At 70.3% G+C, this 20794-nt stretch carries 16 protein-coding genes; 13 read left to right on the top strand and 3 right to left on the bottom strand.

The window, feature by feature from the left end:
* Window positions 1-355 precede the first annotated feature (355 nt).
* From KAK03_RS01500 to KAK03_RS01440, 13 genes are all read left to right on the top strand, one after another.
* Complete coding sequence (locus KAK03_RS01500; RefSeq protein WP_210851369.1) at window positions 356-664, top strand: hypothetical protein; 309 nt, start codon at window positions 356-358, stop codon at window positions 662-664.
* Window positions 661-1635, top strand: a complete 975-nt coding sequence (locus tag KAK03_RS01495; RefSeq protein ID WP_210851367.1) for a hypothetical protein — start codon at window positions 661-663, stop codon at window positions 1633-1635. Before KAK03_RS01500 ends, KAK03_RS01495 begins: the two co-directional genes overlap by 4 nt.
* Entirely contained in the window at window positions 1632-2708 is a 1077-nt protein-coding gene (locus tag KAK03_RS01490; RefSeq protein ID WP_210851365.1) for a glycosyltransferase, read from the top strand. Before KAK03_RS01495 ends, KAK03_RS01490 begins: the two co-directional genes overlap by 4 nt.
* Window positions 2705-3748 carry a hypothetical protein gene (locus tag KAK03_RS01485; RefSeq protein ID WP_210851363.1) on the top strand — a complete coding sequence of 348 codons (1044 nt, stop codon included), beginning with the start codon at window positions 2705-2707 and terminating at the stop codon, window positions 3746-3748. The genes KAK03_RS01490 and KAK03_RS01485 overlap by 4 nt, the downstream gene beginning before the upstream one ends.
* Window positions 3745-5109 (top strand): hypothetical protein, encoded by a 1365-nt coding sequence (locus KAK03_RS01480; protein ID WP_210851361.1) that lies wholly within the window; start codon window positions 3745-3747, stop codon window positions 5107-5109. The genes KAK03_RS01485 and KAK03_RS01480 overlap by 4 nt, the downstream gene beginning before the upstream one ends.
* A 31-nt stretch (window positions 5110-5140) precedes the next feature.
* Complete coding sequence (locus tag KAK03_RS01475) at window positions 5141-6526, top strand: hypothetical protein (RefSeq protein ID WP_210851359.1); 1386 nt, start codon at window positions 5141-5143, stop codon at window positions 6524-6526.
* 14 nt (window positions 6527-6540) lie between these two features.
* Window positions 6541-7665 (top strand): hypothetical protein, encoded by a 1125-nt coding sequence (locus tag KAK03_RS01470; protein WP_210851357.1) that lies wholly within the window; start codon window positions 6541-6543, stop codon window positions 7663-7665.
* A gap of 142 nt (window positions 7666-7807) precedes the next feature.
* Window positions 7808-10339: a glycosyltransferase gene (locus tag KAK03_RS01465; RefSeq protein ID WP_210851355.1), complete on the top strand. Its 2532-nt coding sequence runs from the start codon at window positions 7808-7810 to the stop codon at window positions 10337-10339.
* Window positions 10336-11097: a sulfotransferase family 2 domain-containing protein gene (locus KAK03_RS01460; protein ID WP_210851353.1), complete on the top strand. Its 762-nt coding sequence runs from the start codon at window positions 10336-10338 to the stop codon at window positions 11095-11097. The genes KAK03_RS01465 and KAK03_RS01460 overlap by 4 nt, the downstream gene beginning before the upstream one ends.
* A 154-nt stretch (window positions 11098-11251) precedes the next feature.
* Entirely contained in the window at window positions 11252-12547 is a 1296-nt protein-coding gene (gene gshA, locus KAK03_RS01455) for a glutamate--cysteine ligase (protein ID WP_210851352.1), read from the top strand.
* Window positions 12548-12653: 106 nt separating this feature from the next.
* Window positions 12654-14540 carry a potassium transporter Kup gene (locus tag KAK03_RS01450; protein WP_210851351.1) on the top strand — a complete coding sequence of 629 codons (1887 nt, stop codon included), beginning with the start codon at window positions 12654-12656 and terminating at the stop codon, window positions 14538-14540.
* A gap of 13 nt (window positions 14541-14553) precedes the next feature.
* Window positions 14554-15702: a benzoate/H(+) symporter BenE family transporter gene (locus KAK03_RS01445; protein ID WP_210851350.1), complete on the top strand. Its 1149-nt coding sequence runs from the start codon at window positions 14554-14556 to the stop codon at window positions 15700-15702.
* A gap of 59 nt (window positions 15703-15761) precedes the next feature.
* On the top strand, window positions 15762-17615 hold the full coding sequence (locus tag KAK03_RS01440; protein WP_210851349.1) for a PAS domain-containing sensor histidine kinase: 1854 nt from the start codon (window positions 15762-15764) through the stop codon (window positions 17613-17615).
* Between the two features lie 21 nt (window positions 17616-17636).
* Here the strand turns inward: KAK03_RS01440 and KAK03_RS01435 are convergent, their stop codons facing one another.
* The 3 genes from KAK03_RS01435 to KAK03_RS01425 all read right to left on the bottom strand — a co-directional run bounded on the left by KAK03_RS01435 (window position 17637) and on the right by KAK03_RS01425 (window position 20743).
* On the bottom strand, window positions 17637-18983 hold the full coding sequence (locus KAK03_RS01435) for a tetratricopeptide repeat protein (protein ID WP_247660859.1): 1347 nt from the start codon (window positions 18981-18983) through the stop codon (window positions 17637-17639).
* A 9-nt stretch (window positions 18984-18992) separates the two neighbouring features.
* Complete coding sequence (locus KAK03_RS01430; protein WP_210851348.1) at window positions 18993-20387, bottom strand: amidase; 1395 nt, start codon at window positions 20385-20387, stop codon at window positions 18993-18995.
* An 89-nt stretch (window positions 20388-20476) separates the two neighbouring features.
* Window positions 20477-20743 (bottom strand): hypothetical protein, encoded by a 267-nt coding sequence (locus KAK03_RS01425; RefSeq protein ID WP_210851346.1) that lies wholly within the window; start codon window positions 20741-20743, stop codon window positions 20477-20479.
* Window positions 20744-20794 lie beyond the last annotated feature (51 nt).

Below are 20794 nucleotides of genomic sequence, written 5' to 3'. Positions count from 1 at the left end.
CCACGGTGACGTGGCCCCGTTTTTTTTCCTGCGTTCACCCTCAGGAGCCACCCAGGCCAAACGCCCGCTCAGCCGCGCCTAGCAACATTTCCGGCGCTGCGCAAGCGCGCGATCAGTGGGGTGGGTGACATCAACGCTACGCCTATAGTTCGGCGCCTGGCTACCGAAAGAGCAAAGACAATCCGTGCAGTCGTCCCTGGCAGATTTGGCGCCGTTCGCGCATGCTCACAGGTCTTACAAACTTCAGGTAGCCACCATGCAGATGCAATTCGCTTTCCGGTCGGGCACTCGCCCGGCTGCCTCCCTCGCGGCCAGCCACCGCGCCGCCGGTCTGGGGGAGGCCTGAGCCATGAACATGACCTTCTCTGACTTCATGAAGCGCGTCAAGGACGAGGGCGGTCCCGACGTCCGGGCGCTGCCCAACGCCACGCTGGCTGCGGCGCTGGAGACCGCCTTCGGCGTGATCACTGCCGAGATCCGCGACGCTGGCGAGGGCGACACCCGCATTCCCCGCCTGGGCGTGTTCCGTTCGAAGTCGGTCACCGCCAAGGAAGGCCCGTCGGCCGGCAAGCCGGTGATGCGCACGGTCTTCGTACAGCTCAAGCCGGCCGGTGACAAGGCCGACGACGGCGCCGCCGATCTGCAGGATTCGTCGGTCGAATGAACCCCTCGGCAGTACAGGTGACCCCGGCTCCGGCGGCCGAAGCCCGGCTGGCGTCGGGTCGCCCGCCGCTGCTGCTGTTCGCCACCTCGCACGTCTACGGCCGGCGACCGGCCGCCGACGAGGTGGCCGACCTGTCCTTCGCGCTGGCCCGCATCCTGGTGGAAACGGCCCAGCGCCACGGCCTGCCCAAGGCGGCGCATCTGGCGCTGCCCGAGTACTTCGCCAGCCGCGCCGAGCTGCTGTCCGAGTTCGAGGTCGACGACGACACGCCCATCGTCTTCTTCAGCCTGCGCGCCCCCGAGGACCACCGCTACCTCAAGGGCGCCGATATCGGCTACTACGTCGACATCCAGGGCGACTACGTGGGCGACCACGCGCTGGGCGCCAGCCTGCCCACCGCCAACCTGGCCGGCGACGACCTGCTGCAGCGCTTCGTGCAGCATTGCCCCACGCCGCCCGTGTTTCCGCTGGATCCCAGCCATGTGCGGCTGCCGATCAAGCACAAGCTGGCGATGTCCAAGCTGCACATCCGGCTGCTGCAGCAGCGCTCCGACGAGATCCGCGCGCGCAACCTGCTGGTGGTCCAGCCTGACCTGGACGAGATCACCCGCCTGGGTTTTGCGCTGGACCTGGCCGCCCGTCGCCTGGACGTGGTGCTGAACCTGATGATCGTCTTCAGCACCGAGGACGGCCACGACGACCCGGTGGCCGAGGCGCTGGAGCGCCTGGCGCAACGGCACAGCGGCGTGGTGCTGCTGCAGACCATCGACATCGAGCTTGGCCTGATGGCCGCGCTGCGCGACCTGGACTTCGAGCTGTTCAGCACCGGCTACCGCAGCCGCCACCTGTTCGAGAACGCCTTGTCCCAGCTGATCGGCCTGCGGGTCGCCACGCAGGACTTCGACGGCACCTACGAGCCCGATCGCCAGCCGCTGTGGCGCCGCCTTCGCCTGGACCAGTTGCTCGCATGAAACCCGTCGTGTATTTCGAGGTGTCGCCGCTCTTCGAGCGAAACTTCAGCGGCATCCCCAACGTCGCCAAGGAACTGGCGCGCCGTTTCCTGGCCGACGCCGACACGCTGGAGACCCGGTTCTTCATCAACTGGCACGAGATCCCGCAGTCCTTCGTCCGCCTGGCCATCGACGACGCCAGCGGCGCCCGCCTGGCCGACATGGCCCGCATGCCGCTGCGCCAGATCGCCCCGGCACCGGGCAGCATCGGCTTCTTCCCGAACTACAAGTCGATCCGCGGCGTCTTCAGCACCGAGGGCTTCATCGTCCACGACCTGAGCACGGTCACCACGCCGCAGTTCCACTCCAAGGAAACCATCCGCCACCACCGCACGACGGTGGCGCGCGACATCGAGACCTCGGACGTGATCTTCGCCGTCTCGCAGGCCACGCTGCGCGACCTGGAGCTGTACTTCCCGCAGTCCATGAAGAAGCGCCGGGTGATCTGCAACCCCGGGGCGGTGGTGGCCGATTTCTCGATGCCCTCGTTCCATGACGAGCGGCCGATCGTCACCGTGCTGGGCACGCTGGAGCCGCGCAAGAACATCCGCCAGGTGCTGGAGTACATCGCCGAGAGCCCCACCTTCGCCTCGCGCTTCGCCTTCATCCTGCCGGGCAAGTTCGGCTGGGGCGAGTCCATGCACCGCCTGATCGAGCGCCTGGGCCTGGAGCCGCAGGTCGAGGCCGGCACGATCCAGTTCCCGGGCTACATCTCGGAAGAAGCCAAGCTCGACCTGATCCGCCGCTCGCACCTGCTGATCTACCCGTCGGTCTTCGAGGGCTACGGCATGCCGGTGCGCGAGGCCTTCGTCTGCGGCGCGCCGGTGCTGACCACCCGATCCAGCTCCATCCCCGAGGTGGCGCCCAGTCACGTGCATTACTTCTCTCCCTTCAAGCGCGGCGATTTCGGCCGCCAGTTCGAGGCCCTGGCGGCCCGCTTCACCGCCAACGCGGCGGACACGCGTGGCCAGGCGATCGCCGAAAGCCACTGGGACAGCTCCTATGAGACCGTCAAGTCGGCGCTGCTGCGATGAGCTCCCTGCTGGTCCGTGTCGAGGCTGACCACTGCCACATCGAGTGCGGCAGCCTGGGGTCGCATGGCCTGCACCCACTGGTCATCGTCTGGTTCCGCGGTGACCCGGTGCAGGTGCTGCGACCGGCCGCGCCTGATGCCGGTGGCCTGTACCAGCTGCGCTGGCCGCTGAGCCAGGACATGCCGCTGGCCTTCGTGGCCTTCACGCTGCTGGACCTGCCGCTGGCGGCGCTGCGCGCCACCTGGGATGCGGCCGACCAGCGCTTTCGCACGCAGATCCGTGAAGACCTGCTGCTGCCCGCGCTGGAGCGCCTGGACGCGCATGTGCCGCTGCTGCTCAAGGACGCCGACCGGATGGCGGTGTATGCCTACCTGACGCTGCTCTCGCGCATGCCCTCAGGCGGTGACCTGGAGGAGTTCGCGCGCCACCACGCGCCCCACATCGACCGCCTCAACGGCGTGCGCAGCGGCATCCTGGGTGCCCAGGAGTTCAGCGACAAGCTCAAGGCCATGCGGCCGCGCTACTCGCTGCTGTCCGACGCCAACCTGCCGCGCCTGCTCGAGGACGTGATCCACATCCTGCGCGTGCAGGCGCCGCCGCAGCAGCTCGACCTGGGCGACCCCGACCCGAGCCGCCTGATGCTGAGCGATGAAGCGCTCGGTGCCGCGGTGCACATCCACGACGGCCATCGCTACGACGACGACTGGATCAGCAGCACGCTGCGTCTGCGCTGCACCACCCAGCGGCCTGGTGCCTGTCTGCGCCTGAAAGGCTGGCGCGAGGGCATCAGCGGCGCGCTGCATGCCTTGCGCATCCGCACCGACACCAGCGACACCCAGGTGCAATACGACGGCGATATGTTCGAAGTCGTGTTCACCATGAACGCACCGGCCCGCTACCACGTGGAGCTGGAACTGCCCGCCTTCCCGACCCGCAACGGGGATGCGCGCAGCCTTGGTTTCGTTCTCGTTGAGTCGCAGTTGCAGAGCAGCCCACAAGGCACGCTCGGCACCCCTGAACCCCCCAGGAGTTCTCCATGAAGCAGTTCAAACAAGTCATCATTCACGTTGGGACAGACAAGACCGGCAGCACCTCGATCCAGAAGGCCTTCGGCACCATGCGCGAGCCGCTGCGCAGCCGCGGTCTGGCGGCCTACCTGCCTGGCGATGTGCACCCGATGCTCGGCTCGGCCTTCTGCGCCGAACCTGAAAGCTACGTCTTCAACCGCAATGTCGGCATCGCCGACCGCGCCAAGATCCAGGCCCGCGACAAGCAGTACCTGGTCGAGGTCGAGGACTTCATCAAGTCGGCGCAGAACTGCGAGACCCTGGTGGCCTCCTACGAAGGCTTCATGCACCTGCCGGACGAGGCGCTGGAGGGCATGTACAAGTGGGCGCGCCGCTACGCCGACTCGGTGATCGCGGTGATGTACGTGCGCGAGCCGCATTCCTACGCGGTCAGCGCCATGGGCCAGAACGTGCGCATGGGCAAGGAGCCCTGCCCCAACGGCCGCATCCCGATCCACAACTTCCCCGAGAAGATCGGCCGCCTGGTCAAGCTCTTCGGACGTGATTCGGTGATGGTGCGCTCCTTCGAGTCCGACCAGCTGACCGGCAAGGACGCGGTGATCGACTTCCTGCACATCGTCGGCGCCGCGGACATCATCGATTCGCCGGACTACGTCACGCCTGAGCGCACCAACCAGCGCATGACCTCGCGGGCCATGATGTTCGGTGGCGCCTTCGCCAAGGCGCTGCTGGACGCGGGCATCAAGCTGCCGTCGGCCGAGTACCAGCGCAAGTACGGCGGCCTGATCGCCGACCTGCCCGGCCCCTCGATCAAGCTGACGCCGGAACAGGCCGAGGTGGTCGCCCAGACCAGCCGCACCGGCCTGGACTACCTGCGCAGCGAGTTCGGCATCGTCTTCAAGGACCCGCCCGAGAAGTACATCGCGCCGGCCGACACCGCCTCCGAGGAGATCCTGCGCGACATCGCCGGCGTCGTCACCGGCATGGTGCTCAAGCAGTGCCTGCTCGAGAACGCCTTCGGCCACATCGAGGTCGACAACCTGCCCGCCCAGATGAAGGCCGGGGCCGAGCTGAAGCTGGGCGTCACGCTGTTCAACGAGTCCAGCGTGCTGTGGCAGTCGACCAATCCCAACCCGATCAACATCGGCTACCGCTACCGCGGTGCCGACGGCAAGCTGATCGGCGGCGGTGGCCGCACTGCGCTGCCCCACGCCCGACTGCGCGCGCGCGACAAGTGCAAGCTGGAACTCAAGGTGAAGGCGCCCAAAGCCCCGGGCGACTACACCATGGAGATCAGCGTGGTGCAGGAGCAGCACGCCTGGCTGGACCAGAAGGGGTTCACGAAATTCTCGGCCAAACTCAGCGTGGCGTGACGCACGCTGCCTTTGAGGCAGACTTCGACTGATGACCGACAAGCCTTTCGACACCGCGATCCTGCACTTCGGCCTCGACAAGACCGGCTCCACCGCCATCCAGGATGTGTGCGACCAGGCTCGGGCCGAGTTGGCATCGCGTTGCTCGATCGTCTACCCGCCGGGCAGCTGGCACGCCCAGCTGGGCTCGTGCTTCTCCAGCCACCCGGCGCGCTATGTCCTCAACGTCGAGAACGGCCGCACCGACGAGACCGCGATCCGCGCCGCGGACAGGCGCTACCTGCAGGAGCAGAGCGCCTGGATCCGGGCCCAGCCGCGGGCCCGTCAGCTGCTGTTCTCGTACGAGGGCTTCATCAGCCTGAACCTGCCCGACCTGATCGCGCTGCGCACCCATTGCGAGAACTTCGCCGAGCGGGTCAAGGTGCTGCTCTACGTGCGGCCACCGCTGTCCTATGCGGTCAGCGCGATGAGTCAGCGCGTCAAGATGGGCCGCCCGGCCTGGGCGCCCGACGAGGAACGCCCGGTCTACCGCTTCAAGGAGCGCTTCAAGCGCCTGGCTTCGGCCTTCGGCCGCAACGCCCTGGAGGTGCGGGTGTTCACCCGCCAGGCCCTGACCGAAGGCGATGTGGTGATCGACTTCTTCAGCGCCCTGGGCCTGGACCTGGAACAGGCGCGCGCGCTGTCCAAGCTGCAGCGCAGCGCCAACGAGAGCCTCAGTGCGCGCGGCCTGGCCTTCGGCATGGCGTTGCGCGAGCACCTGGCGGCGCTGGACATCCGCCTGTCGCAGGCCGACTTCAACAACCGCCACGGCAGCCAGCTCAACCGCATCACCGGCGCGCCGATCAAGCTCAGCGCCGAGCAGATCGAGCTCATCCAGACCGAGTTCCAGCCCCATGCCGAGGTGCTGCGCCGGGAGTTCGGCATCGAGTTCGACGAGGCGCCCGAGCGCTTCCTGCGCGCCGACGACGACCAGGACGCCGACGCCACCCGCTTCGCCAACGAGGCTGCGCTGCTCTACATGGAAGCCTCGCTGGGCCCGCAGCGCCTGGAATGCGCCCAGGGCCACCTGGTCTGGGACACGGCGCCGACGACGATGCGGGCCTCCGAGACGGTGCGCCTGCCGCTGACGCTGCAGCAGCAGAGCTGCCACTGGTGGCGCGGCACGCCCGAGCTGCCGCTGCGCCTGTGCTACCACTGGCTCCACGAAGACCGCCAGATGGCCCACTTCGAGGGCCGACGCACGCCGCTGCCGGTGCAGGTCCTGGCCCCCGGGCAGCGGGTCCCGGCCGAGATTGAGGTGCTGGCGCCCGCCGAGCCCGGACGCTACATCCTGCAGGTCACCGGCCTGCAGGAGGGCTGGTGCTGGTTCGAGCAGAAGGGCTTCACCCCGCTCGAGTGTCCGGTGCACGTGACCTAGACTGCGAACACGCCATGACCTCTTCCCCGCGCAAGACCCTGTTCATCCACGGCGGCATGCAGAAGACGGGCAGCACCTCGATCCAGGTGACGCTCAGCGAGACGCCGACCACGCCGAACTACCAGTTCCTCTACCGAGAGAACGGCAACTCGGGCTACTACCTGCGCTCGATGTTCGACGCCAGCTTCACCGGCAACGTCCACGAGAAGGGCAAGGGTCGCGTCGCGGGCCTTCACAATTTCGGCGACCGGATCGAGAAATTCCTCGAGCGCCCGAAATCGATCTTCGTGATCTCCTCCGAGATGATCGGCTCGGCCTTCGGCACCGCCAGCCTGACCATGATGCGCGACTGGTTCGCGCGCAAGGTCGACGAGATGCAGGTGGTGCTCTACGTCCGCGAGCCCTACGGCTACATCGAGAGCCTGTTCCAGGAACAGCTGAAGAAGCGCTCGGTCGACTTCGTCAAGCTGGCGCGCATGAGCCCGCCCTACCAGGCCTGGTTCAGCGAGGTGGAAGAGGTCTTCGGCGCCGACAAGGTCATCTACCGCCACTTCAACAGCGCCAAGCTGCGCAACGGCGACGTGGTCAGCGACTTCATCGCCACCACCGGGCTGGACCTGCCCGAATCCTCGATCGTGCGCAAGAACGAGGGCCTGTCGCGCCGCGGCGTGACCGTGATCGCCAACTTCAACCACCAGCTGGCCAGCCGCACCCACAGCCGCGACCTGAAGGCCACGCGCTGGATCACCCGCCTGGCCTCGCAGCTGCCCGGCCCCAAGCTGCGCCTGAGCAACGAGCTGCTGCTCGAGGCCGCCAGCGGCACCGCCGGGGACATCGCCTGGATGGAATCGCGCCTGGGCTGCCCGCTGGGCCATCTGAAGCGCAAGCCGGCGCCGGATGGTCTGACCGAGCTGCGGCAGGTGCTGGACCTGGACGAGGAAACCCGGCGCTGGGCGGTGGATGTGCTGGGCGTGCCGGCGCAGTCGGCCGACATCGGCGCCGCCATGACCGAGAAGCTGCAGGTGGCCGCCCAGGCCGAGGACGCGGCCATCCTGCGCCAGACCCGACGCCACTTCGCGGTGGAAGACCCCGAGAAGGCCGAGCGCCGCGAGAAGCGCGCGGCCCAACGGGGCGACTGACCCGGCCCCGATCGCCGCCGCGATGACCGCGCCTTCCCCTCCCCCCGCACCCGACGGCTGGGGCGCCTGGTTCCGGCAGCGCCGCAGCGGCCCGGCGCCTGTGGCGCCTTCGGCCCCTGGCGCTGCGCAGACAATCTCCTCCATGAGCACACCCTCCGCGCACGAGCTGGTGGCCCGCTTCGGCAGCGGCCACGTCGACGAGGTCTCGGCCACCCAGATCTCGGGCTGGGCCTGGGACCCCGAGACGCCCGACCGGCCGGCGATCGTGGAGATCCTGGACGGCGGCGAGCGCCTGGCCACGATCGAGGCCAACCTGTTCCGCCCCGATGTGCGCGACGCCGGCCTGGGCAACGGCTACTGCGGCTTCGTGCTGAGCTTCAGCCCCTCGCTGCTGCCGCGCTCGCGCCACCGCATCACCGTGCGCCGGCTGCGCGATGGCGTCGATCTGATGGGCTCGCCGCGCGAGCTGGTGCGCGAGGACGGCGGCCTGGACCTGGCCGCGCAGCGCCACCTGGCCATGCTGTGCCGCAACCAGGCCGACACCGCGCGCCGCGCCGCCGACCTGGACCCGCCGCTGGCCTTCCTGGTGGACCAGCTGGGCCTGCTGATGCGCCGCCGCGCCGAGCTCACCGCCGCGCCAGCCCTGCCCGACCTGGGCCCACTGAGCGAGCTGATCGACGCCGCCACGCCGGCGCAGTGGGTGCAGGGCGCCAGCGTGGCGCTGTCCACCCGCTACCGCCCGCTGCGCCTGCCGCTGGCCGAGGCGCCGCTGGTGTCGGTGGTGATCCCGGTGTATGGCAAGTTCCAGCTGACCTACGACTGCATCGACGCGATCGCCAAGGCGCTGCCCGAGGCACCGATCGAGCTGATCCTGGTCGACGACTGCTCGGCCGACGAGACCCTGCTGGCGCCGCTGGTCTTCGGCGGCACGGTGCGGGTGGTGCGCAATGACGTCAACCTGGGCTTCGTCAAGAGCTGCAACCGCGGCGCCTCGCTGGCGCGCGGCGAGTACCTGTTCTTCCTGAACAACGACACCCTGGTGCGTCCGGGCTGGGTGGACGAGCTGGTCAAGACCTTCGAGCAGGTGCCGCGCGTGGGCGTGGCCGGCTCCAAGCTGCTGTTCGGCGACGGCTCGCTGCAGGAGGTGGGCGGCATCGTCTGGCGCATGGGTGACGCCTGGAACTGGGGCCGCCACGGCAACCCGGCCGAGCCGCGCTACAGCCACCTGCGCGATGTCGACTATGTCTCCGGCGCCGCGCTGATGATCCGCAAGGCCCTGTTCGATGAACTGGGTGGCTTCGACCTGCACTTCGCCCCCGCCTATTACGAGGACACCGACCTGTGCTTCCGCGTGCGCCAGGCGGGCTGGCGGGTGGTGGTGCAGCCGCAATCGGTGGTGGTGCACCTGGAGGGCGTGACCAGCGGCACCAGCGTCACCGGCAGCGGCATGAAGCAGTACCAGGCCGTCAACCACCGCAAGTTCTACGAGCGCTGGAAGGACGTGCTGGGCCGCCACAGCTTCAACACCGGCCAGCCCGACCTGGAGGCCGAGCGCGGCGTGACCAAGCGGGCCCTGTTCATCGACGACGTGGTGCCCACGCCCGACCAGGACGCCGGCAGCAACGCCGCGATGCAGCACATCCGCTCGCTGATCCGGCTGGGCTACAAGGTCACCTTCATCCCGGCCGACAACATGGCCCGGATCAGCCCCTACACCGAGGCGCTGCAGGCCCTGGGCGTGGAATGCATCTACCACCCGTTCTACTGGAGCGTGGAGGAGTACCTGCGCAAGTGCCCGTGGTCGATCGACGTGGTCTACCTGCACCGCTTCACCAACGGCACCAAGTACGCCGGCATGCTGCGCCGCCACCAGCCGCAGGCGCGCATCCTCTACAACGTGGCCGACCTGCACCACCTGCGCATGGAGCGCGAGGCCCGTCACACCGACAACGCCGCGCTGGCCCAGCGCGCCGCCGAGGTGCGCCAGGTCGAGCTGTCGGTGATCCAGTCGGTGGACGCCACCATCGTGCACTCCAGCGTCGAGCAGGCCCTGCTGGCCGAGGCCACGCCGCGCTCGCGCGTGCACGTCGTGCCCTGGACCTATGCGCTGCGCCCGGTCAAGACCGAGGCCCGCCAGCGCCAGGGCGTGGTCTTCGTCGGCGGCTTCCGCCACACGCCCAATGTCGACGCCGCGCGCTGGCTGGTCGAGCAGATCATGCCGCTGGTCTGGCAGACCGCCCCGGACATCACCGTCACGCTGGTGGGCAGCTACATGACCGACGAGGTGCGCCGCCTGGGCAGCGCCCGCGTGCGCGCGCTGGGCTACGTGCCCGATGTGCATGAGGTCTATGAGCGCAGCCTGCTCAGCGTGGCGCCGCTGCGCTACGGCGCCGGGGTCAAGGGCAAGGTGCTGGAGGCGCTGGCCGCCGGCCTGCCCTGCGTGATGACGCCCTGCGCCGCCGAGGGCATTCCCGTGAACGGCCCGCTGGGTGAACTGGTCGCCGAGGACCCGGCCGCCTTCGCCGCGAAGATCCTGGCCCTGCACGCCGACCGCGCGCTGGCCGAGCGCCTGGCCCAGGCCGGCCTGGCGATGATCGCCGACCACTGTTCCGCCGAGGTGGTGGATGCCGCGATCGCCGCGGCCATCGACGCCAGCCCGGCCAGCACCGCATGACGCCACCCCGCCCGCGCCGCAAGGTCATCCTGCACCACCACCTGTTCAAGAACGCCGGCACCTCGGTGGATGAACTGCTGCGGGCCTGCTTCGGCAGTCGCTGGGTGACGCGCGAATTCGCGGCCCGCGCCAACCCTGCGCCGCACCGGCGCGAGGTGGCCGAATGGATCCGCGAGCACCCCGAGGCGGTGGCCTTCTCGTCGCACACCGTCGAGTTGCCGCCGCCCGACATGGGTCAGGTCGACATCCTGCCGGTGATCTTCATCCGCCACCCGATCGACCGCATCGCCTCGGCCTACGCCTTCGAGCGCAAGCAGGGCGGTGACGGCTTTGGCAGCGTGCTGGCCCGCCACACCACGCTGGCCGGCTACATCGAGGTGCGCCTGTCGATGGGGCGCGACCGGCAGTGCCGCAACTTCCACGTCAGCCGCTTCGCGCCGATGTTCCCGCCGGCCGAGGGCACCGAATTCGAGCGCGCCAGCCGCGCGGTGGAGACCCTGCCCTTCGTGGGGGTGGTCGAGGAGTTCGACCGCTCGATGGCGCTGCTGCAGTCGCTGGTGCAGCAGGATCTGCCCGAGTTCGTCGCCCGCAGCGTGCATGCCAACGTCAGCCGCGACACCAGCGCGCCGCTGGAGGAACGCCTCGAGCGCCTGCGCGCCGAGGTGGGCGAGGCCTGCTACACCGCCTTGCTGACCCACAACGCCGACGACCTGCGCCTGCACGAACAGGCCCTGGCCCGGCTGCGCGCCCGCACCTGAGGCGGCACGGCGCCCGCTGGGTTGGCGGGCGGCGTCTTCCCCGGGCGCACCGCCGGGGTGCGGCCACTTTTTGGGACCGGGTGGCTGGAAATCCCCCCGGCGGGCCCCATCTGCCTAGAATCAATCGCCCACCGCACCCCCGCTGCCCGCCGCCATGGTCCCCCACCTTGTCACCGCACTCACCGGCCCGATCAACGAGCTGGAGCAGCGCATCCTCGAGTCGATGCCGGCGATCGAGCGCTGGTTCCGCCTGGAATGGATGGAGCACACGCCGCCCTTCTACACCTCGGTGGACGTGCGCAACGCCGGCTACAAGCTGGCCCCGGTGGACACCAACCTGTTCCCGGGCGGCTTCAACAACCTGACCGACGAGATGATGCCGCTGGCGGTGCAGGCGGCGATGGCGGCGATCGAGAAGATCTGCCCCGAGGCGCGCAACCTGCTGCTGGTGCCCGAGCGCCACACCCGCAACATGTTCTACCTGATGAACGTGCAGCGGCTGGTGCGCATCTTCACCAACGCCGGCCTGAACGTGCGCCTGGGCACGCTGGACGAGGCGATCACCGAGCCCACCCCGATCGAGCTGCCCGACGGCACCAGCCTGACGCTGGAGCCGCTGCTGCGCACCCAGCGCCGCCTGGGGCTGAAGAACTTCGACCCCTGCACCATCCTGCTCAACAACGACCTCTCGGCCGGCATTCCCGCGGTGCTGGAGGGCCTGCACGAGCAGTACCTGCTGCCGCCGCTGCACGCCGGCTGGGCGGTGCGGCGCAAGACCCGCCACTTCGAGGCCTATGAGGAAGTGGCCAAGAAATTCGCCAAGCTGCTGGGCATGGACCCCTGGCTGATCAACCCGATGTACGCCCACTGCGGCGAGGTCGACTGGCAGGCCGGCACCGGCCTGGAGTGCGTGCAGACCCAGGTCGATGCGCTGCTCACCAAGATCCGCCGCAAGCACAAGGAATACGGCATCGGCGAGAAGCCCTTTGTCGTCGTCAAGGCCGACAACGGCACCTACGGCATGGGCATCATGACGGTGCGCGACGCCAAGGACCTGGACGAGGTCAACCGCCGCACGCGCAACAAGATGGACGTCGTCAAGGACGGCCAGCGCGTGACCCAGGTGATCATCCAGGAAGGCGTGCCCACCTACGAGCGGGTCAACGAGGCGGTGGCCGAGCCGGTGGTCTACATGATCGACCGCTACGTCGTGGGCGGCTTCTACCGCGTGCATGCCGAGCGCGGCATCGACGAGAACCTCAATGCCCCTGGCGCCAGCTTCGTGCCGCTGGCCTTCGAGAAGAGCAACCAGCTGCCCCGCCCGGGCGAGAAGCCGGGCGTCAGCGCGCCCAACCGCTTCTACATGTACGGCGTCATCGGTCGCCTGGCGATGCTGGCCGCGGCCTACGAGCTGGAAGCCACCGACCCGAACGCCGAAACCTACGACTGATCGCCGGATGCAAGGCCCGGTTGTGGCGGTGGCGCCACGCCCGGGCGTCCACGGCAGGGGGGGCTGCAGCGCACAATAGGCGCTTCGCCGCACCGCACCCGATCCTTTGAGCGCCTCCTCGCAAGACAACCGCTCCCTGCCCGCCCTGGCCGCCCTGACGCTGGCCGCGCTGGGCGTGGTCTATGGCGACATCGGCACCAGCCCGCTCTACGCGCTGAAGGAAGTCTTCCACGCCGGGCATGTCGAGGCCTCGCCCGGCAACATCCTGGGCGTGCTCAGCCTGATCTTCTGGACGATGACCATCATCGTCTCGCTGAAGTACGTGCTGCTGATCCTGCGCGCCGACAACAACGGCGAAGGCGGCCTGATCGCCATGCTGGCCCTGGCCACCACCGCCGTGAAGGACAAGCCGGCGCTGCGCCGGGTGCTGATGGTGGTGGGCCTGTTCGGCACCGCGATCTTCTACGGCGACGGCGTGATCACGCCCGCCATCTCGGTGCTGTCGGCGGTCGAGGGCCTGGAGGTGGCCGCGCCGGCGCTGCACAGCTGGATCATCCCGATCACGCTGCTGGTGCTGACCGGCCTGTTCGCGGTGCAGCGCTTCGGCACCGGCGGCATCGGCAAGTTCTTCGGCCCGATCACGCTGGTCTGGTTCATCGTGCTGGTGCTGCTGGGCATCCCGCACATCCTGGACAACCCGGCGGTGCTGGTGGCGCTGAACCCGGTGCATGCGGCGGGCTTCTTCATCGCACAGCCACTGGTGGCCTTCATCGCGCTGGGCGCGGTGGTGCTGTGCGTCACCGGCGGCGAGGCGCTTTACGCCGACATGGGCCACTTCGGCAAGCGGCCGATCCGCATCGCCTGGTATGGCTTCGTGATGCCGGCGCTGGTGGTCAACTACTTCGGCCAGGGGGCGATGCTGCTCAAGGAACCCGAGGCGGTGGCCAACCCCTTCTTCCACATGGCGCCCGACTGGGCCCAGCTGCCGCTGGTTTTCCTGGCCACCGCGGCCACGGTGATCGCCTCGCAGGCGCTGATCTCGGCGGCCTTCTCGGTGACCAAGCAGGCCATCCAGCTGGGCATCCTGCCGCGCATGGCGGTCAAGCACACCTCGGTCAAGGACACCGGCCAGATCTACGTGCCCTTCATCAACTGGAGCCTGTACGTCTTCATCGTGCTGGCGGTGGCGCTGTTCAAGAACTCGTCCAACCTGGCCTCGGCCTACGGCATCGCGGTGACGCTGGACATGTCGATCACCACGGTGATGACCTTCTTCGTGATCCGCTACGGCTGGAAGTACCCGCTGGGCCTGTCGATCCTGGTCACGGTGTTCTTCTTCACGATCGACATCACCTTCTTCCTGTCGAACATGCTCAAGCTGGTGGCGGGCGGCTGGTTCCCGCTGCTGATCGGCGCCGGCATGTTCCTGCTGATGCTGACCTGGAAGCAGGGCCGGCGCCTGATGCGCGACCGCGTGCGCGACGAGGCGATCGACCTGGCCGGCTTCCTCGAGGCCATCTTCGTCAGCCCGCCGGTGCGGGTGCCCGGCACCGCGGTCTTCCTGGTGGCCGAGCAGGGCCTCACGCCCAACGCGCTGATGCACAACCTCAAGCACAACAAGGTGCTGCACGAGTACAACCTGTTCGTCACCGTGCGCCACCACGAGGTGCCCTGGATCGGCTTCGACAAGCGCCTGCAGCTGGAATCGCTGGGCCATGACTGCTGGCAGGTGACGCTGAACTTCGGCTTCAAGAACGACCCCGACGTGCCCGAGGCGCTGCAGCAGCTCAAGGACCGCGGCGTGCCGCTGGACGACATGGACACCAGCTACTTCCTCAGCCGCGACACGGTGATCCCCACCTTTGGCGCCGGCATGGCCATGTGGCGCGAAAAGCTCTTCGCCAGCATGCACCGCAACGCCGCCGACATGGCCGACTTCCTGAACCTGCCGTCCAACCGCATCGTGGAGCTCGGTGCGAAGGTCGAGATCTGAGGGCGCTTCCTCGGTGCTGAAGGAGCTGTCCCTGCCGGCGGTTGTCGCCGGCTTCATCGCCGTGCTGGTGGGCTACACCAGTTCGGTGGCCATCGTCTTCGCCGCCGCGCAGGCGCTGGGCGCTACGCCCAACCAGACGGCCTCGTGGCTGTGGGCCCTGGGTCTGGGCATGGCGGTCACCAGCACCGGCCTGTCGCTGTGGTACCGCCGACCGGTGCTGACCGCCTGGTCCACGCCCGGCGCCGCGCTGATCGCCGCCAGCCACGGCCTGGCCCTGCCCGAGGCCACCGGCGCCTTCGTCGTCTGCGCGTTGCTGATCGCGCTGGCGGGCTACAGCGGCCTGTTCGAGCGGCTGATGGAGCGCATCCCCGCGGCGATCGCCCAGGCGCTGCTGGCCGGCATCCTGGTGCGCTTTGCACTGGATGCGGCGCTGGCCACTGCGGTGGACCCGCCGCTGGTGCTGGCGATGCTGGCGGCCTTCCTGGCCGGGCGGCGCTGGTGGCCGCGCTACGCGGTGCCGGGCGTGCTGCTGTGCGGGCTGGCGGTGGCCGCCGTGGGCGGTCGGCTGGCCCTGGGCGGCGTGACACTGGCCTGGACCCAGCCGGTCTGGACCACGCCCGTGTTCGCACCGGCAGCGATCATCAGCCTGGGCCTGCCGCTGTTCATCGTCACCATGGCCTCGCAGAACCTGCCGGGCGTGGCCGCGCAGCGCGCCGCCGGCTACGACACCCCGGTCTCGCCGGTGGTGGGCACCACCGGCCTGGTCAGCCTGCTGCTGGCGCCCCTGGGCGGCTACGCGATCAACCTGGCCGCGATCACCGCGGCGCTGTGCATGAGCCCCGAGGCGCACGACGACCCGCGCCGCCGCTACTGGGCCTCCGCCTCGGCCGGCGTGTTCTACCTGGCCACCGGCCTGGCCGGCGGTGCGGTGGTGGCCTTGTTCAGCGCGCTGCCGCGCAGCCTGGTGGTGACGCTGGCCGGCCTGGCGCTGCTGGGCACGATCGCCGGCGGCCTGCACGGCGCGCTGAAGGACGAGTCGCGCCGCGACGCCGCGTTGCTGACCTTCCTGGTCACGCTCTCGGGCGTGAGCCTGCTGGGCATCGGCGCGGCCTTCTGGGGCGTAGTGGCAGGAGCAGCCGCACTGCTGCTGCGGCCGCGCTGATGCGCTAAGCTCGCTGGCTGAGCGTGGCAGGGGTCACGCCACCGCGCGTCAGGCCCGTCGTGCACGACGACTTCTCCAGCTTCTTCGATTTCCTGCCCATCGGAGCCTACCGCTCGCACCCCGATGGCACGATGCTGCGCGCCAATCCGGCGCTGGTACGCATCAATGGCTACAGCACCGAGGCCGAACTGCTGCACGCAGTGCGCGACATCGGCAGCGAGTGGTACGTGCAGCCCGGACGGCGGCGCGAGTTCATGCGGCTGCTGGCGCGCGACGGCCAGGTGCAGGGCTTCGTCTCCGAGATCCACCGCCACCGCACGCGCGAACGCATCTGGGTGCGCGAACACGCCCATGCACTGCGCGACGCCGAGGGCCGCGTGCGCTGCTACGAAGGCACGGTCGAGGACATCAGCGACCTCGAGCACAGCCGCGACCAGGTGGACCGCATCGCCGACCAGGTCTCGGGCATGGTCTTCCGCACCGTGATGCAGCCCGACGGCACGCGGATCTTTTCCTACGTCAGCCGCGGTGTGCGCGAGCTGCTGGGCCTGACGCCCGAGCAGGTGATGGCCGACGGCAACGCGATCCGCCGCCTGTGGCACCCGGCCGATGCCGCCCGCGTGGCCGCCGCCAGCGAGGCCGCGCGGGCCAGCGGCCGCACGCTGTCGATCGAACACCGCGTGCTGCTGGCCGACGGCTCAGAGAAGTGGCTGCACGTGCGCTCCACGCCGGTCCACCTGACGCCGCAGCGCAGCGAGTACGCCGGCGTGGTGATCGACGTCACCGCCCGCAAGCGTGCCGAGGCGCGGCTGCTGGAGAGCAACGAGCGCTGGAAGCTGGCGCTCAACAGCACCGGCGACGGCGTCTGGGACTGGAACCTGCAGACCGGCGAGGAGACCTACTCCGAGCAGTTCCTGGCGATGTACGGCTACACCGAAGCCGACCTGGCGCACAACCCGCGGGTGCTCGACAGCCTGACCCACCCCGACGACGTGCCGGCGATGCTGCGCGACCGCGAGGCCCATTTCAGCGGCCGCGCGCCCACCTACGTCAACGAGCACCGGGTGCGCTGCCGCGACGGCCAGTGGAAATGGGTGCTGTCGCGCGGCCTGGTGATCGAGCGCGACGCCGAGGGCCGCCCGGCCCGCATGATCGGCACCCACACCGACATCACCGCACGCCGCCAGGCCGACGCGCTGCGCATGGAACGCGACCGCGCCGAGGCCGCCAACCAGGCCAAGACCCAGCTGCTCTCGCGCGTCAGCCACGAGCTGCGCACGCCGCTCAACGCGGTGCTGGGTTTCGCCCAGCTGCTGCAGCGCGACCTGCCGGCCGGCAGCACCGCCACCGAATGGACCGGCCACATCCTGCAGGCCGGCCGCCACCTGCTGGACCTGGTGGACGAGGTGCTGGACCTGTCGGCCGCCCAGAGCGGCCAGCTGCAGCTGAGCCTGAGCGACCTGTCGGCCGAGCCCCTGCTGGAGGAGGCCTGGTCCATGGTGCAGGCCGCCCCGCTGGCTGGCCGGCCGCCCTGCTCCCTGGTGCGCGACATCCCGCCGGCGCTGCCGCCGGTGCGCGCCGACCGCCGCCGCCTGCTGCAGGTGCTGGTCAACCTGCTGAGCAATGCGGTCAAGTACAACCGCCCGGGCGGTGCGGTGCACGTGACGCTGCGCGCCGACGGCCCGGCCATCGTCTTCGAGGTGCGCGACGAGGGCCAGGGCCTGACCCCCGAACAGATCGCCCGCCTCTTCAGCCCCTTCGAGCGCCTGGACGCCGCGCGCCGCGGCATCGAGGGCACGGGGCTGGGCCTGTCGCTGTCACAGCAGCTGGCGCAGGCGATGGGCGGCACGCTGAGTGCGCACAGCGCGCCGGGCGAGGGCGCCACCTTCTCCTTGCGGCTGCCCTGGGCCTGAGCACGCCGCCCAGCGGGCCCCTCAGTGCGCTTCCAGGTGGCGCAGCAGCGGCGACGCCGCGCGCGCCAGGCGGCGGGCGTTGAGCAGCGCGCGGTGCAGCGCCGGCTGCGGCGCGCGGGCAGCGGCAGCGATCAGGGTCAGCTCGAGCAGGTCGCGCTGCAACCGGCTGCCGCCCAGGCGCGGCCAGTGCGGGCGGCTGGCGCGCAGCGCGCTGCAGGCGGCGCCGGCGTCACCGCGGGCCATCGACAGCAGCGCGCGCATCACCGGCAGGGCCACCTCGCGGGTCACCGCGTGGTTGCTGCGCCGGGCGTCCTCGGCCTGCATCGCGCGGGCGGCGACGCGCGCCACCCAGCGCTCGGCCCGCACCAGCTCGTCGGCGCCCAGCAGGCACAGCAGCACGTGCAGGTCGTGGAAGGCGCACAGCCCGGCCTCGCCCTCGTCGGCCGGCCAGGCCGCCAGCAGCTGCACCAGGCGCGCGCCGACGTCCTCGCCCAGCAGATGCAGACGCCACAGCAGGGCGACGGCATCGCGGTGGTCGGCATCGCCAACCAGGGCGGTGCCGCTGAGGTGGGCGTCGATCAGGCGGTGCACGCCGGACAGGTCCAGCGCCTCCAGCCGGAACAGGCCCATGTGCCACCACAGGTGGGCGGCCAGCGCGGAGTCGTCGGCCCAGCCGGCCTGGTGCTGGCGCAGCCAGGCGGTGCCGTCGTCGAAGCGGCCCTGGCTCTCCATCACATGGGCCACCGCCAGCACCGCGCGCGGCACCTGGGGCTCGCGGGCCAGCGCCCGCCGGGCCACTTCCTCGGCCTGGGCATCGCGCTGGTTCTCCTGCAGGCCGAAGGCGTACAGGCCCAGCAGGTGGGGGTGCAGCGGGTCCTCGGGCGACCACTCGGGCAGCACCTCGGCAGGGCGCGTCTGCAGGGGCGGCAGCTCGCCGCGGCGCAGGTCCCAGGCCTGCGCCCACAGCAGGGCCAGCGCATCGTGCGGGTGGTCCAGCAGCAGGTCGTCCCAGACCTGGCAGGCCGCTGCGCAGCGGCCCTCGGCCAAGGCCTGCAGCGCGGCCAGGTGACGCTGCTCGCGCGGCGGCGCGGCGTCGATGCCGCGGCTGGCGGCCACCAGCGCCGCGCGCGTGCTGTCGTCCAGGCGGCCGTCGGCCTGCAGCAGGCGCTGGCCGGCGCGCATCAGCGGCGGCCAGGCCCAGGCCGGGTCGGCCGCACAGGCCTGGTCCAGCGCCTCCTCGGGCGAGCCGATCTGGCTGACCAGGCGCCACAGCGCGGTCTCGGCCGCGTCGGCGGCAGCGCGCGAGGCCGTGCCCAGCCGCTGGTCGCGCTGGTCGCGCAACTGGGCCGGGTCCGCGGGCGCGCTCATGGCGTGATCTTAAGCCGCGGGCAGCTCGGGCCAGTCGCGCAGCGGCGGGCGGATCTGCTCCCAGGCGCGGGCCAGGCGCAGCACACCGATGTCGTCATGGCGCCGTCCGGCGATCTGCAGTCCGATCGGCAGGCCGCGGCGGTCATGGCCCGCGGGCACCGAGATCGCCGGCTGCTCGCTCATGTTGTAGGGCAGCGTGTAGGCGATGTGCTCGAAGGGCCGCTCGGGGTCGTTCAGCGGGCTGGCTTTGGTAGCCCCAAAGGCGACGTCGGGGCTGACCGGTGAGAGCACATAGTCCACACCGTGCGTGGCGGCGATCGCCGCGTCGCGCAGCGCAGCGATCTGGCTGAAGCCGCGGAAGACCTCCTCGCCGCTCATCTGCGCGCCGCGCTCGATCCAGCGGCGGATGTAGGGCAGCACCTTGGCCTGGCGCTCGGGCGGCAACGCGGCGTAGTCCAGCCACGAGCGCATGCGCCAGAAGCGGTCCAGGCCGTCGACCATGGCGCGGGTGGACATGGGTTTGAGCTCCACCAGCTCGGCGCCCTCGGCGGCGAACAGCAGCGCGGCCAGCATCACCGCGTCGCGCACCTCGGGCTGCAGCGGGTCGCCCCAGCCGGCATCGAGCAGCACGCCCAGGCGCAGGCCCTTGAGCGGGCGCTGCAGGTCCAGCCAGTCGATGTCGGCGGGCGGCAGGCTGCTGGCATCGCGCCAGTCGGGGCGGCTGAGCACGCTCATCGCCAGCGCGCAGTCGGTGACGGTGCGCGTCAGCGGGCCGGCCACGCGGCCGATGTACGGCGGCTTGATCGGGATGCGGCCCAGGCTGGGCTTGAGGCCCACCACGCCGCACCAGCCGGCGGGCAGGCGGATCGAGCCGCCGATGTCGGTGCCCAGGTGGATCGGTCCGTAGCCCATCGCGGCGGCAGCGCCCGCGCCGGCGCTGGAGCCGCCCGGGTTGCGGCGCAGGTCCCAGGGGTTGCGGGTCAGGCGGTGAAAGCTGGACAGGCCCGAGCTGAGCATGCCCCAGTCGGGCATGGTGGTGCGGGCCACGAAGACCGCGCCGGCCTCACGCAGGCGCGCGGTGGGCGGGGCGTCTTCGCGGGCGGGGTTGAGCAGCGAGGCGGCGCAGCCCAGCGGCTGCGGCACACCGCGCGAGGCGATGTTTTCCTTCAGCGTGACCGGCACGCCGTCCAGCGGCCCCAGCGGCGCGCGGCGCGCCCAGCGCAACTCGCTGGCGCGGGCCTGCGTCAGCGCGGCCTCGGGGTCCAGCGCCCAGGTGGCGGCGATGCGCCGATCACAGGCGGCGATGCGGTCCAGCACCGCCTGGGTGACCTCCACCGGCGACAAGGTGCGCCGGCGGTACAGCGGCGCCAGTTCGGCCGCGGGAATCGCGTGCAGTGCGGTCATCGGCCCCATCGGAGCGCCCGTCAGGGCGACAGGCCCGATGGTGCCTCAAAAACGCGGCCGGCCGTCAGTGCGGCGCGGCGACCGGACGATCAGTCGTCCAGGCCCTCGTGGCGGGCGGCGGCGGCGTACAGGTCGGCGGCGAAGCCGGGGTCGGAATGTTCCCAGTGACGGGCCATTTCGCGCACCTCGGCGGCTTCGTCCGAGCGGCTGCGGCGGCGCGGCGCGGTGACCTGGTGGGCCAGGTGACGCGAGATGCCCGACAGCAGCGCCAGGAAGGCGGTGGCGGCGATGCGCGCGCCGCGCGGCATGCCCAGGGTGGGGGCGGGATGGAAGGTCTGGGAGGTGATGGCAGCCATGGAATGCTCCTTCGGGGTGTCCGATCAAGCGGCTCGCCGCGTCCCGCGAGC

It is taken from the genome of Ideonella alba, from assembly GCF_018069845.1.
Classification (GTDB): Bacteria; Pseudomonadota; Gammaproteobacteria; order Burkholderiales; family Burkholderiaceae_C; genus Ideonella; species Ideonella alba.
The sequence above is the reverse complement of the archived record's forward strand: the minus strand, read 5'-3'. Positions and strand labels throughout refer to the sequence as shown.

Bases quoted from the DNA above. Each gene is read 5' to 3' on its own strand.
- KAK03_RS01500 (WP_210851369.1), top strand. From the start codon at position 356: ATGACCTTCTCTGACTTCATGAAGCGCGTCAAGGACGAGGGCGGTCCC.
- KAK03_RS01495 (WP_210851367.1), top strand. From the start codon at position 661: ATGAACCCCTCGGCAGTACAGGTGACCCCGGCTCCGGCGGCCGAAGCC.
- KAK03_RS01490 (WP_210851365.1), top strand. From the start codon at position 1,632: ATGAAACCCGTCGTGTATTTCGAGGTGTCGCCGCTCTTCGAGCGAAAC.
- KAK03_RS01485 (WP_210851363.1), top strand. From the start codon at position 2,705: ATGAGCTCCCTGCTGGTCCGTGTCGAGGCTGACCACTGCCACATCGAG.
- KAK03_RS01480 (WP_210851361.1), top strand. From the start codon at position 3,745: ATGAAGCAGTTCAAACAAGTCATCATTCACGTTGGGACAGACAAGACC.
- KAK03_RS01475 (WP_210851359.1), top strand. From the start codon at position 5,141: ATGACCGACAAGCCTTTCGACACCGCGATCCTGCACTTCGGCCTCGAC.
- KAK03_RS01470 (WP_210851357.1), top strand. From the start codon at position 6,541: ATGACCTCTTCCCCGCGCAAGACCCTGTTCATCCACGGCGGCATGCAG.
- KAK03_RS01465 (WP_210851355.1), top strand. From the start codon at position 7,808: ATGAGCACACCCTCCGCGCACGAGCTGGTGGCCCGCTTCGGCAGCGGC.
- KAK03_RS01460 (WP_210851353.1), top strand. From the start codon at position 10,336: ATGACGCCACCCCGCCCGCGCCGCAAGGTCATCCTGCACCACCACCTG.
- gshA (WP_210851352.1), top strand. From the start codon at position 11,252: ATGGTCCCCCACCTTGTCACCGCACTCACCGGCCCGATCAACGAGCTG.
- KAK03_RS01435 (WP_247660859.1), bottom strand. From the start codon at position 18,983: ATGAGCGCGCCCGCGGACCCGGCCCAGTTGCGCGACCAGCGCGACCAG.
- KAK03_RS01430 (WP_210851348.1), bottom strand. From the start codon at position 20,387: ATGACCGCACTGCACGCGATTCCCGCGGCCGAACTGGCGCCGCTGTAC.
- KAK03_RS01425 (WP_210851346.1), bottom strand. From the start codon at position 20,743: ATGGCTGCCATCACCTCCCAGACCTTCCATCCCGCCCCCACCCTGGGC.